Consider the following 12,036-nt stretch of genomic DNA (forward strand, 5'->3'; position numbering starts at 1 on the left):
CTATTGCGCCGGCGGCGCGGCCGGGCGGCCGGAGCGGGCGGCGTTGTAGCCCTGCAGGTAGGTGTTCCGCTGCTGCTCCAGGTGGTGGTTGTAGAGCGCACCGCCCGCCAAGCCGACGCCGGCGCCGATCAGCGCGCCGACCCCCGCCTGGGCCGTCAGCGAGCCGATCGCCAGGCCGCCCAGCGCGCCGGCGGCGGCGCCGATGGCCAGCCGCTCCTCCTGCGGGGTGATGGTGACGGGCTGCAGGTTGCCGCCCGAGCAGGCCGAGAGGCCGAGAAGCCCGACGACGGGCAGGATCATGAGGCGTCGCATGGTCCGGCTTCCTCTCAGCGGCGGTTGCGGGCCGGGGTGGCGGCTTGCGGGCAGGGCCAGGTGGCGGCGGCGAAGCGGATCAGCCCGTCCACCGCGCTCTCCTGCGCGAATTGCGGGTTGGCGCGGCCCCAAGCGACGAAGGCGGCCTGGAATTCCTGATGCGTCGGCCCGGGATTCGGCATGCAGAAGGCCGGCTGCTGGCCGGCGACGCGTGCCACGGCCTGGTGATGCTGCCCGGCGCCGATGATGAAGCCGCGGCAGAAGGCGGTGGCCGGCGCCTCCGACATGGTCGGCGCCGCGCCGCAGAGCTCGACCAGCGTGGCGGTGTTCAGCGGTTGCGTCGGCGCGGTCTGCGCCAGCGCCGGACCCGCGGCGCAGGCGAGCGCCAGGGCGGCGGCCGGAAGCCATCGCGTCATGGGCTTGTCCCTCCTCCGGCCGGGCGTGCTGCCCGGCTTGCCGGGGAGGCTAGACGGCGGATTCGCGCCGTTCCAATCCTCCGCCAGAACTTTCGCTATCCAAATCGCGCAGTTCAGCGGGGATCAGAGCCCCGCATCGGCCGGGACGATCACCCGTCCCTCTTCGTCCAGGCGCACCGGCACGGCCTCCAGGCTCTCGCCGTAGCAGGGGCCGGAGAAGCAGCCGCCATCCTCGATGCGGAAACGGGCGCCATGGGCGGAGCAGACGATGTGTTGCTTCTTGGCATCCAGGAAGCGGTTCGGCGCGGGGTCCAGCGGCAGGCCGACATGCGGGCAGGAATTCACGTACACGAAGACCTGCGCCCCGCGGCGGATGGCGAACAGGCCGGTGAAGCCGCCCGGCGCCGCCGGGAAGCCGCGGCTTTCGCCATCCGGGATCTCCTCCAGCCGGCAGAGCACGCGCTCGGTCGCCGAAATCCCGCTCATTCCTTCCAGCCGCCCATGCGGCAAAGCTTGCGCCAATGCTCCGCGCTCACCGGCATCACCGAAAGCCGCGACTGGCGCACCAGCGCGAGCTCGGTGAAGGCGGGGTCCGCCTTGATGGCCGCGAGCGTCACCGGCTGCGGCATCGGGCCCACCGCCTTCACGTCCACGCAGACCCATTCGCCCTTGGGGTCGTCCGGGCCGACGGTGGGGTCGGGATAGGCCTCCCGCACCACCTCCACCACGCCGACGATCTCCTTGCCGATGTTCGAATGGTAGAAGAAGGCGAGGTCGCCCTTCTTCATGGCCTGCAGGTTGGCCTTGGCCATGTGGTTGCGCACGCCGGTCCAGGGCTCGACCCCGTTGGCAACCTGCTGGTCCCAGGAGAAGGCATCGGGCTCGGACTTCACGAGCCAGTGGCTGCGGCCCCGCGCCATCTCAGGCACGATCCTTTCCTGCGGCGCGGCGGAGGCGCATGGTGGCGACAGGCTCCCGGGTTTCGTCCCGGAAAGGCTCGTAACGCGCGACGGCTGTGGCTTCAATCCGCCGCGAGTCGCCCCTAGGTTAGTCTCGTGGACGCCAGCTCTTCCGCACCGACCCGGCCAACCGGGCCCCGCACCACCGTCCCGCCGCAGGGCGGCCGGTCCTTGCATCGCTTCGCGAATCCGGGGCGCTTCCTGCGCCTGACCGATGCCTGGATGCCCTGGCTCTGGGCGCTGGCGATCGCCGTGACGGCGGCCGGCGCGTATTGGGCGCTCGTCGTCTCGCCGACCGACTGGCAGCAGGGCGAGACGGTGCGGATCATGTACGTCCACGTGCCGATGGCCTGGCTGGCCATGGGCGGCTACACGGGCCTCGCGATCGTCTCGATCATGTCGCTGATCTGGAGGCACCCGCTGGCCGACCTGACGGCGCGGGAGCTGTCGCCGGTCGGCGCCGCGGCCACCGCGCTGTGCCTGGCCACCGGCAGCCTCTGGGGCAAGCCGATGTGGGGCACCTGGTGGGTGTGGGATGCGCGGCTGACCTCGGTGCTGGTGCTGTTCTTCCTCTGGCTCGGCCATGCCGCGCTGGTGCGGGCTTTCGACGATACGGAGCGCGGCGCGCGGGCCGGGGCGATCCTCGCGCTGGTCGGGATCGTGAACATCCCGATCGTGAAGTTCTCGGTGGACTGGTGGAACACGCTGCACCAGCCCGCGAGCGTCACGCGGCTGGATGCGCCGGGAATGCATGTGGACATGCTCTATCCGCTGCTGACCTGCGCGCTGGGCTTCACGCTGCTGTTTGCAGTGGTCGTGCTGGCCCGCACGCGCGCGGCGGTGATGGAGCGACGGGTGCGCGCGCTGGAGATGGCGCGCGCCCGCCGGCTTGACGCACCGCAATGACCACGCACTGGCTTCATGTGACCTTGTCCTGGGCCATCACGGCCCTGGTCTTCGGCGGCCTCGCCGTCGGCGCCTTCCTGCGCCAGCGCGCGGCGGCCGCGCGGCTGAAGCAACTCGATCCACGCGGGGAGCGGGAAGCGTGACGTATCGGGCGACATGGGCCGCCACGGGCGGCCCCGCGCACAGACCGACCGTGTGGCCGGGCACAGCCGTGCTGAGGCGCGAAAGCCAAGGCCGCGGATGCGGCCGCCCGGCGTCTGAGGGCATCGCATGACTTCTCGCAAGAAGCGCCGCATGTGGATCCTGGTCCTCTGCGGCATCGGGCTGGGCAGCGCCACGGCGCTGACGCTCACCGCCTTCCAGGACAACCTCGTCTTCTTCCGATCGCCCTCCGACATCGTGGCGGAGCGGCCGACGCCGGACCGCGCCTTCCGCCTCGGCGGGCTGGTCGAATCGGGCAGCGTGGAACGCCAGCCTGCTGTGGCTGGGCAGCGCCCGGTGGTGCATTTCCGTGTCACGGACGGCGCGAACATGATCCCCGTGGTCTATCAGGGCGTGCTGCCCGACCTGTTCCGGGAGGGCCAGGGCGTGGTCACCATGGGGCGCCTCGGCGTGGACGGCGTGTTCCGTGCCTCGGAAGTGCTGGCGCGCCATGACGAGACCTACATGCCGCCGGAGGTCGCGGACGCGCTGAAGCGCGCCGGCCACTGGAACCCGGCGCAGGGCGCGGCGCCGGACGCCGCCACCTGGAACACGCTCAATCCGCGCACGCAGCAGCCCACCATCCCCGGAAGGACCGGTTCTTGATCGCCGAGCTCGGCCACTTCGCCCTTGCCCTCGCGCTCGTCCTCGCGGTCGCGCAGACCTTCCTGCCGCTGGTCGGCGCGGAGCGGCGCGATGCGCGGCTGATGGCCGCCGCCGGGCCGCTCGCCATCGGCCAGACGCTCGCCATCGCCGCGAGCTTCGCCTGCCTGATGTATGTCTATGCGGTGAACGACACGACGGTTCTCAACGTCGTGCAGAACAGCCACAGCGCGAAGCCGATGCTGTTCAAGATCACCGGCACCTGGGGCAACCATGAGGGGTCGCTGATCCTGTGGGTGCTGATCCTGGCGCTGTGCGGCCTGGCGGTGGCCGGGTTCGGGCGCGACCTTCCCTCCACGCTGAAGGCGCGCGTGCTCGGCGTGCTCGGCCTGATCTCGGTCGGCTTCCTCGCCTTCATCATCAAGACGTCCAACCCCTTCGAGCGGATGTGGCCGCCGCCGCCCGACGGGCAGGGGCTGAACCCGCTGCTGCAGGACATCGGGCTCGCGATGCATCCGCCGCTGCTCTACCTGGGCTATGTCGGCTATGCGGTGACCTTCGCCTTCGCCATCGCGGCGCTGATCGAAGGGCGCGTGGACGCGGCCTGGGGGCGCTGGGTGCGGCCCTGGTCGCTGGCCGCCTGGGCGTTCCTGACGCTCGGCATCGCGCTCGGCTCCTGGTGGGCCTATTACGAGCTCGGCTGGGGCGGCTACTGGTTCTGGGACCCGGTCGAGAACGCGTCCCTGCTGCCCTGGCTGATCGGCACGGCGCTGCTGCACTCCGCGATCGTCGTGGAGAAGCGGGAGGCGCTGAAGACCTGGACCGTTCTGCTGGCGATCATCGCCTTCGGGATGAGCCTGCTCGGCACCTTCCTGGTGCGGTCGGGCGTGCTGAACTCGGTGCACGCCTTCGCCAACGATCCCGAACGCGGCATGTTCATCCTGGCGCTGCTGCTGTTCTACGTGGGCGGCGCCTTCCTGCTGTTCGCCTGGCGCGCGCAGATCATGGCGCCCACCGGCATCTTCGCGCCGATCTCGCGCGAGGGCGCGATCGTGCTGAACAACCTGCTGGTCTGCTCGATCACCGCGGTGGTGTTCGTCGGCACGCTGTGGCCGATGTTCGCCGATGCGCTGTTCGGCGCGAAGGTCTCGGTAGGGCCGCCCTTCTTCAACATGGCGTCCTTCCCGCTGGTGGTGCCGCTGCTGCTGGCCATGGCGGCGGGGCCCCTGATGCCGTGGAAGCGCGCGCAGCTCTGGCCCGTGGTGCAGCGGCTGTGGGCTGCGGCGGTGATCGCGCTGCTGGCCTTCTTCGTCGCGCTGCTGCTGAGCGGCGAGCGCGTGCTGCCCGCCATCGGCTTCGCCTTCGCGGCCTGGACCATCGGCGCGGCGCTCACCGACATCGCGGATCGTACGGCCCTGTTCCGTACGCGGCTGTCGAATTCCTGGGCGCGCGCCAAGGGGCTGCCGCGCGCGGCCTGGGGCGCGGCCATCGCGCATGCCGGCGTCGGCATCGTGGCGGCCGGCATCGCGGGCATGGGCCTTGCGCAGGAGAAGCTTGTCGCGATGGCGCCCGGCGACACCACGGAGATGGCGGGCTACACGTGGCGCCTGGACGGTGTGCGCGACTTCACCGGGCCGAACTTCACGGCGCGCAAGGCGACGATCACCGTGCTGCGCGACGGCGAGGTGCTGCATGTGATGGAGCCCTCGCGCCGCTGGTTCCCGATCGGCCGCCAGCACACCACCGAAGTCTCGATCCGCACCAACCTGCTGTATGACCTCTATGCCGTGGTCGGCGAGGAGGACCCGGCGACGGGCAAGGCGGTGGTGCGCATCCACTACAACCTGCTCGCGCCCTGGCTGTGGATCGGCGCGGCGATCATGGCGCTCGGCGGCGGGCTGTCGCTGGCGGACCGGCGCGTGCGCGTCTCGGTGCCGAACCGCAAGGCCGCGCTGCCGCGAGGCGCCGCCACCACATGAGAGTCTTCGTTATGCCCTCAAGCGCCGGGCGCCGCCTCCGGCGGCTTGGCTCGTCACGCCGGAGGCGTGCTGTTCGCACGACGCATAGGCGGCGGCGGCCATTCGGCCGCTCGGGCGGCTGCGCCGCCCGCCTGCCCCGCGGAGTGGGCTGACATGTCGCCTGCGTCGCGCCGCGCGCTGCTCTTCGCGCCTTTCGCCGTGGCGGCCGCCGGCGGCGTCGCCTTCTACGGCATGCTGCAGGGGATGAAGACCGGCGAATACAACCCGCGCGGCGTGCCCTCCGCGCTGATCGGGCAGCATGCGCCGGATTTCACGCTGCCTCCGCTCGATGGAGCGGACAGGCCGGCGCTGAGTGCCGCTGACCTGCGCAACCTGCCGGGCCCGGTGCTGGTGAATTTCTGGGCCAGCTGGTGCGTGCCCTGCATCATCGAGCATCCGCAGCTGATGCGCCTGTCGAACGAGGGCGTGCCGGTGTTCGGGATCGCCTACAAGGACAAGCCCGCGGACAGCCTGAAATTCCTGCGCGAGCGCGGCAACCCGTTCCGTCGCCTGTCGAAGGACGAGCCCGGCCGCGTGGCGATCGACTGGGGCGTCTACGGCGTGCCGGAGACCTATCTGCTGGACCGCCAGGGCATCATCCGCTGGCGCTTCGCCGGCCCCGTCACGCCCGACGTGCTCGACCAGGATATCCGGCCGTTGCTCCGGCGGCATGCGTCATGAGGTGCCCTCAGACGCCGGGCGGCGGCTCCGCCGCCCTGGCTTGGCGCAGGCCACCGTTGCGCGTGGCAGGGCTGTCGGTTTGTGCGCGGCGCGCATTCGCGCGCTCGGCCCGTGTCGTGCGGACAGCACGCCTCCGGCGTGGCGCGGGCCGCCTTCTGCTTCTCGTTTCCCTGCTGCTGCCGCTGCACGCTTTGGCGGTCAGCAATCCCGCGGACATGCTGCCCGACCCCGCGATGGAAGAGCGGGCGCGCAATCTGGGGCGCGACATCCGCTGCATGGTCTGCCAGAACCAGTCCATCGAGGACAGCGAAGTGGGCCTCGCACGCGACCTGCGGCTGATCGTGCGGGAGCGCATCGCCGCCGGCGAGACGGATGAGCAGGTGAAGGCCTTCCTGCACGCGCGCTACGGCGACTTCGTGCTGCTGAAGCCACCCTTCGCCTGGTCCACCGCCGCGCTCTGGGCGACGCCCGCCATCGCGGTGCTGCTCGGCCTCGGGCTGATCATCGCGATGCGCCGCCGGCAGGCCCAGGTCGCCGGCCCGCCGCCGCTGACCGAGGAGGAGCGGCGCAGGCTCGCCGCGCTGGGCGTGACACCGGGCGGCACGGGACAGGACGGAAAGCGGGCGTGACCATCTGGATTCTGATGGGCGCCCTCGCCCTTCTGGCGATGCTGCCGCTCGTCGTCATGCTGCTTCGCCCCGCCCGCGCGCGGGGCCGCGCCGAGGCCGATCTCGCGCTGTATCGCGCCCAGCTCGCCGAGCTCGACCGGGAGCGCGAGACCGGCCGGCTGGACGAGGCGGCGCATGCCGCCGCGACGCTCGAGGTGCAGCGGCGCATCCTCGCTGCGCCGAAGGACGATGCCGCCGGGGCCGGCAAGCGCAGCGCCGCCTTCCTCGCCGCCGCGCTGTTCCTGGTGCCGGCTGCCGCCATGGGCCTCTATCTGGTGCGCGGCATCCCCGACATGCCGAGCGCGCCCTACGACCTGCGCCGCCAGCAGGCGGAGGCGGAGGAACAGCTGCTGACCGCGCTGCGCGCCCGCATCGCGCAGTTCGATCCGGGCAGCGAGCAGGCGCGGCAGGGCTTCATCCTGCTCGGCAATGCCGAGCGCAACCGTGGCCGCAACGCGGAGGCGCTGCAGGCCTGGACCCGTGCCCTTGCCGTGCGCTTCGAGCCGCAGCTCGCCGCCGACATCGCGGAGGTGCAGATGGAGGAGGGCAACTTCAACGAGGCCTCCGCCCTGCTCGCCCGCGCGCTCGCGCAGCAGCCGCAGGACATCCGCCTGCGCTTCATGACGGGCCTGGTGGAGGAGCGCGCCGGCCGCCCGGCGAATGCACGCCGCGTCTGGCAGTCCATCGTGGACGAGGCGCCCCCCGGCGCGCCCTGGCGCGAGATGATGGAGCGGCGCATCCAGCGCCTGCCGTGAGCAGCGCTATCCCGATTTCCCGCTGAGCATGACCTGCGGCCCGCGCCGAGTGGCGCGAAGCGAGGCCGGCGGAGGCCGGCGCCGGCGACTGAGGGCGGATCGGTCACGATCCGCACCAATCAGACTTTCGCGGCCTGCAGGAAGTCGAGCAGACGCGCGTTGAAGGCCTCGGGCTGCTCCCAGTTGATGGCGTGCCCGGTCTCCGGCAGCACATGCCAGTCGTGGCGCGGCAGATGCGCGGCCCAGATCCGCATCAGCGCCGGCGGCGCGTAGAGATCGGCGCCGGCCGCCATGACCATCACCGGGCAGAGGATGGCGGCGAGCTTCGCATAGGTGTTCGGGCTGCGCAGCGGCTGCGCCGTCGCGCCCTGCTGCTGCGCCGTCCGCTCGATCGCGACCCATTGCGCCGTGCCCTCAGGGTCGAGGGCGCGGAAGGTCGCGCCGACCTCGCGCAGCACGCCGGGCAGCGCCTTGAACTCGGGCGGCGTCAGGCGCGCATAGATCGCCTGCAGGTCGGGCTCGCTGAACTGGCCGTTGCTGGCGGCGACCGTCAGGCTCAGCACCCGGTCCGGCCGCCAGCTTGCGTAGTCGAGCGCCGCGAAGCCGCCGCCGGCGACGCCGACCAGGTGGAAGCGGGCGAGGCGAAGATGATCGGCCAGCGCGTCGAGATCCTCGGCGATGCTGCCCGGCTGCGTCCCTGTCTCCGGCTGGGCGAGGCTGCGACCCCAGCCGCGCCGGTCGAAGGCGATGGCGCGGAAGCCGGCCGCGACCAGCGCCGGCACCTGCTTCGCCCAGATCGCGCTGGTGCCGGTGTTGGGATGCAGCAGCACCACGGGCGGCGCGTCGCCGCCGCTGTCGGTGAACCACAGCTTCACGCCGGGAAGATCCGCATGACGGCCCGGCGGGCCCTCCGCGTCCGTCATCGCCATCGTTTCCTCCGCGCGCATCCTGCGGCAAGCATAGGAAGCTTCCGCGGCGACCGCATCAGGCGGCCATGGAGCGCGACGAGCCGCGCCGCTTCCGCCTGCCAGCCGAAGCGCGTGAGCGCCGCCTCGCGCCCGCGCGCCCCCATCGCACTGCGCAGCGCGGGATCGGCAAGGCGCTGCGCCGCTTCCGCGACCGCGCGTGGATCGGCGGTGTCCACCGCGAGGCCGCAGGCGGCGTCCGCCACGACGGCGGCGACTTCATCGGCGAAACCGGGCACGATCACCGGCACGCCGAGCAGCATGGCGTCGAACAGCTTGTGCGGCAAAGCGAGGCGATGATTCTCGACGCCGGGCTGGAACAGCACCAGCGCGATGTCGCATTCCGCCGCCCTTGCCAGCGCCGCCTCGCGCGGCAGCCAGCCATGCTTCTCGATGCGTTGCGTCAGGCCGAGTGCTGCGGCACGCGCGTCGAAGGCGGCTTCGCTGCCATCGGTGAAGCGCCCGATGAGCACCAGCCGCGTCTCCCCCGGCAGCAGCGCCAGCGTGTCGAGCATGGTGAAGGCGCCGCGCGCGGCGCCGAGCGCGCCGAGATGCAGCAGCCGCAGCGGGCCCGGAGCATGGCGGCGCGGCGGCAGGCCGGGATCCTCGGCGTAGTTGCGCACCTTGGTGCAGCGCGCGGCGCCGCCGAAGGCGTCATCCAGCCCGTCCTTCGCCACCACCACCGCATCGGCGCCGAGCGCCAGGCCGCGGCACAACAGCCGGAGCGCGGCGCGCGCGGCCGGGCGCAGCGCGGGCGGCAGGCGCGGATCGAGGCGGGAGGGATAATGCTCATGCACGTCCAGCACGACGCGGGCGCCGCAGCGCCAGGCGGCGATGCGCGCGGCGAGCCAGGAATCCGGCTCATGCGCATGGATCACCGCGGGACGCTCGGCCGCCGCCGCGCGCGCCAGCGCCGCGATGCCGAGGACGCGGCCGCGCCAGCCGCGCCGCTTCGGCCCGTGGCTGCGCAAGGCCACGCCATGCAGCGCAGGCGCGGGCGGATCGCCCGGCGCGAGATGCATCACGCGATGACCCGCCGCAGCGAGCGCCGCCCCTTCCTTCGCTACGATGCGCACATCGTCGGGCGGATGCGCGGCCGACAGCATCAGCACCAGTCCGCTCACGCCGCCGCTGCCTCCGCCACCTGCACGAACTCCGTGGCGATGCGCCGGGCATCGAAGCGCCGCTCCGCGAGCATCCGGCCGTTGCCACCCATTCTCGCGCGCAAGGCGCGGTGTCCGGCGAGGCGCCGCAGCGCGCCGGCCAGCGCCACGGCATCGCCAGGCGGCGTCGCGATGCCGCATCCGGCTTCCGTCACCAGCCGCGCCGCGCGGCCGGGCACGTTCGTCAGCATCGGCAGCCCCGCCGCGAAGCCGTCCACCAGCTTGTTCGGCGCGGTCCATTCGGCGAATTCCGGCACCGCCGCCAGGCAATGCAGCCCGATATCGGCGCCGCGGAGCAGCGCGGCGAGGCGTGGCTTCGGCAGCGGATCAAGGAAGCGCACCGGCAGACCCTCCGCCGCGGCGCGCGCCATCAGCCCCGGCTTGCGCGCACCCTCGCCCACCAGCAACAGCGTGATGCCGGCGCCGCGCAGCAGCGCCGCGGCGTCCAGCAGCGCCTCCAGCCCGTTCGCCGCGCCATGCGCGCCGGCATAGACCGCGAGCATGTCCTCCGCCGCGATGCCATCCGGGCGCCAGGGCGCGACATGCGGGCCGAACAGGTCGAGATCCACGCCTTGCGGCAGGACATGGACGCGCTCCGGCGCGGCGCCGCGCGCGACCGCGGTCTCGGCGATGCCCTCGGTCAGCACGACCACCGCGGCGGCGTCGTGGCAGGCGGCGTCGGCCAGGCGCCCCATCGCCGCCAGCACCGGCTTCGGCACGCCGCCCGCCGGCGAGGACAGTGCGCGCGGCAGTTCCGGCCAGGGATCGCGGATCTCGAACAGGAAGGGCACGTGGCGCCGGCGGCGCGCCAGCAGCGCCGGGATGGCGACGGTGAGCGGCGTGGAGGAGGCGACCACCAGGTCCCAGCGCTCCGCCAGCGCCACGCGCGCCGCGCGCGCGGCGAAGCGCAGGAAGGCCAGGCTGCGCGCCGCGAGCCCCTGCGCATTGCCGCAGGGAATGTCGAATTCCCGCAGTTCGAAAGCCTCCATCCGCCCGCAGCGCAGGCCGTTCCGGAACGGCCCGTCGAGCCCCGTGACGGCGCCCTGGTAGCGCCCGCAGAGCAGCGTCACCGCATGCCCCGCCGCCGCCAGCGCACGCGCATGGTGGAAGGATCGCGTCGCGGTGCTGCCCTCGGGGCGCGAGAAGTGCTGGTGCAGGTAGAGGATGCGCAGCGGACCCCGGATGCCCGGCGCCCGGTCAGCGTCTTGCACAGCTCCGCACCACCTCGATCACGCGGGCCTGATCCGCCGCCGTCATGGCGCTCCCGGAAGGCAGGCACAGCCCGCGCTCGAACAGCACGGCGGCGACCTCCCCGCCGACAAGCGGCGCGTCGCGGAAGGCCGGCTGCAGGTGCAGCGGCTTCCAGGCGGGGCGGGTCTCGACGCCCGCGGCATCCAGCGCGCGGCGCACCGCCTCCCGGTCGGCGCCGAAGGCGGCCGGCTCGATCAGCACGACGCTCAGCCAGCGGTTCGACCGTCCCCAGTTCGGCTCCGCCAGGAAGGAGAGGCCGGGCAGGTCGCCAAGCCCCTCGGCATAGGCCGCGAAGATCGCGCGGCGCCGTGCCACGCGCTCCGCCAGGCTCGGCAGTTGCGCGAGGCCGACCGCGGCGAGGACCGAGGACAGGCCGTAGGCGTAGCCCGTCGTCTCGTGCTGGTAATGCGCCGCGGGCTCCCGCGCCTGCCCTGCGAGGGCCCGGGCGCGGGCGATCAACGCCGGATCGTCGCCGGCCAGCGCGCCGCCACCGCCGGTCGTCACGATCTTGTTGCCGTTGAAGGAGAAGGCGGCGAGACGCGCACCGCGGCCCGCATGCTGCCCCCCGCGCCCGCGCGAGCCCATGGCGGCGGCGCTGTCGCTCAGAACCGGCACGCCCCAGGGCTCGCACGCGGCGACGATGCCGTCGAGGTCGCAGCACTGGCCATAGAGGTCCACCGGCACCACCGCGCGCGGCAGCCTTCCGCGTCGCGCGGCGCGGGCGAGTTCCTCGGCCAGCAGCCCCGGATCGAGCGTGCCGCCCGGCCCCGTCGCGTCCAGGAAGCGCGGGACCGCGCCCATCTGCACCGCCGGCGCGACGGTGGCGACGAAGGTCAAGGTCGGTGCCCAGACCTCGTCGCCGGGCGCCACGCCGAGCACGCGATAGCCGAGATGCAGCGCCGCCGTGCCGGAGGTGGTGGCGAGCACGGAAGGGAAGCCGGTGACCTCGGCCAGCGCGGCCTCGAAGGCGGCCGGGGCGGGGCCTGCCGGCGCGACCCAGCCCGATTCCAGCGTGGCGCGGAGACTATCCAGTTCGCCGCCGGCGAGCGCCGGGGGCGACAGCAGCAGGCGGGAGGCCGGCACGCGCGGAAACCGCAGCAAGGCGCTGGTCTGGGTGGGCCCGGGCAGCGTTGCGGCA

General features: G+C 72.9%; 15 protein-coding genes. 7 read left to right on the forward strand and 8 right to left on the reverse strand.

Going from position 1 to position 12,036, the window contains the following annotated elements; all coding sequences use genetic code 11:
* The 4 genes from DFH01_RS05880 to DFH01_RS05895 all read right to left on the reverse strand — a co-directional run bounded on the left by DFH01_RS05880 (window position 1) and on the right by DFH01_RS05895 (window position 1,648).
* On the reverse strand, window positions 1-312 hold the full coding sequence (locus DFH01_RS05880; RefSeq protein ID WP_109869402.1) for a YMGG-like glycine zipper-containing protein: 312 nt from the start codon (window positions 310-312) through the stop codon (window positions 1-3).
* Between the two features lie 14 nt (window positions 313-326).
* Window positions 327-728, reverse strand: coding sequence for a Rap1a/Tai family immunity protein (locus DFH01_RS05885; RefSeq protein ID WP_109869403.1), 402 nt, complete (start codon window positions 726-728; stop codon window positions 327-329).
* A gap of 123 nt (window positions 729-851) precedes the next feature.
* Window positions 852-1,214, reverse strand: coding sequence for a Rieske (2Fe-2S) protein (locus DFH01_RS05890; RefSeq protein ID WP_109869404.1), 363 nt, complete (start codon window positions 1,212-1,214; stop codon window positions 852-854).
* Complete coding sequence (locus DFH01_RS05895) at window positions 1,211-1,648, reverse strand: EVE domain-containing protein (RefSeq protein WP_109869405.1); 438 nt, start codon at window positions 1,646-1,648, stop codon at window positions 1,211-1,213. The genes DFH01_RS05890 and DFH01_RS05895 overlap by 4 nt, the downstream gene beginning before the upstream one ends.
* A gap of 210 nt (window positions 1,649-1,858) precedes the next feature.
* Between DFH01_RS05895 and DFH01_RS05900 the strand changes: the two genes are divergently transcribed.
* The 7 genes from DFH01_RS05900 to ccmI all read left to right on the forward strand — a co-directional run bounded on the left by DFH01_RS05900 (window position 1,859) and on the right by ccmI (window position 7,519).
* Window positions 1,859-2,593 (forward strand): heme ABC transporter permease, encoded by a 735-nt coding sequence (locus tag DFH01_RS05900; protein WP_408609177.1) that lies wholly within the window; start codon window positions 1,859-1,861, stop codon window positions 2,591-2,593.
* Complete coding sequence (gene ccmD / locus DFH01_RS05905; RefSeq protein ID WP_109869406.1) at window positions 2,590-2,736, forward strand: heme exporter protein CcmD; 147 nt, start codon at window positions 2,590-2,592, stop codon at window positions 2,734-2,736. Before DFH01_RS05900 ends, ccmD begins: the two co-directional genes overlap by 4 nt.
* A gap of 127 nt (window positions 2,737-2,863) precedes the next feature.
* On the forward strand, window positions 2,864-3,400 hold the full coding sequence (gene ccmE / locus DFH01_RS05910; RefSeq protein WP_109869407.1) for a cytochrome c maturation protein CcmE: 537 nt from the start codon (window positions 2,864-2,866) through the stop codon (window positions 3,398-3,400).
* Window positions 3,397-5,376 (forward strand): heme lyase CcmF/NrfE family subunit, encoded by a 1,980-nt coding sequence (locus DFH01_RS05915; protein WP_109869408.1) that lies wholly within the window; start codon window positions 3,397-3,399, stop codon window positions 5,374-5,376. The genes ccmE and DFH01_RS05915 overlap by 4 nt, the downstream gene beginning before the upstream one ends.
* Before the next feature lie 153 nt (window positions 5,377-5,529).
* Window positions 5,530-6,096: a DsbE family thiol:disulfide interchange protein gene (locus DFH01_RS05920; protein ID WP_109869409.1), complete on the forward strand. Its 567-nt coding sequence runs from the start codon at window positions 5,530-5,532 to the stop codon at window positions 6,094-6,096.
* A 155-nt stretch (window positions 6,097-6,251) separates the two neighbouring features.
* Window positions 6,252-6,725, forward strand: a complete 474-nt coding sequence (locus DFH01_RS05925) for a cytochrome c-type biogenesis protein (protein ID WP_233256021.1) — start codon at window positions 6,252-6,254, stop codon at window positions 6,723-6,725.
* Window positions 6,722-7,519, forward strand: a complete 798-nt coding sequence (gene ccmI, locus DFH01_RS05930) for a c-type cytochrome biogenesis protein CcmI (RefSeq protein ID WP_109869411.1) — start codon at window positions 6,722-6,724, stop codon at window positions 7,517-7,519. Before DFH01_RS05925 ends, ccmI begins: the two co-directional genes overlap by 4 nt.
* Window positions 7,520-7,638: 119 nt before the next feature.
* Here ccmI and DFH01_RS05935 read toward each other — a convergent pair whose 3' ends face one another.
* Genes DFH01_RS05935 through DFH01_RS05950 form a run of 4 tightly spaced genes read right to left on the reverse strand, consistent with a single transcriptional unit; the run spans window position 7,639 to window position 11,999 of the window.
* The gene (locus DFH01_RS05935) at window positions 7,639-8,442 is read right to left on the reverse strand and encodes an alpha/beta fold hydrolase (RefSeq protein ID WP_158287628.1); all 804 of its coding nucleotides are present in this window, start codon (window positions 8,440-8,442) and stop codon (window positions 7,639-7,641) included.
* Complete coding sequence (locus DFH01_RS05940; RefSeq protein WP_109869413.1) at window positions 8,439-9,608, reverse strand: glycosyltransferase; 1,170 nt, start codon at window positions 9,606-9,608, stop codon at window positions 8,439-8,441. The genes DFH01_RS05935 and DFH01_RS05940 overlap by 4 nt, the downstream gene beginning before the upstream one ends.
* Window positions 9,605-10,858, reverse strand: a complete 1,254-nt coding sequence (locus DFH01_RS05945; RefSeq protein ID WP_233255981.1) for a glycosyltransferase family 4 protein — start codon at window positions 10,856-10,858, stop codon at window positions 9,605-9,607. Before DFH01_RS05945 ends, DFH01_RS05940 begins: the two co-directional genes overlap by 4 nt.
* The gene (locus tag DFH01_RS05950) at window positions 10,845-11,999 is read right to left on the reverse strand and encodes a DegT/DnrJ/EryC1/StrS family aminotransferase (protein WP_199231138.1); all 1,155 of its coding nucleotides are present in this window, start codon (window positions 11,997-11,999) and stop codon (window positions 10,845-10,847) included. The genes DFH01_RS05945 and DFH01_RS05950 overlap by 14 nt, the downstream gene beginning before the upstream one ends.
* Between the last annotated feature and the right edge of the window lie 37 nt (window positions 12,000-12,036).

The sequence above is a fragment of the Falsiroseomonas bella genome (assembly GCF_003173615.1).
Lineage (GTDB): Bacteria > Pseudomonadota > Alphaproteobacteria > Acetobacterales > Acetobacteraceae > Falsiroseomonas > Falsiroseomonas bella.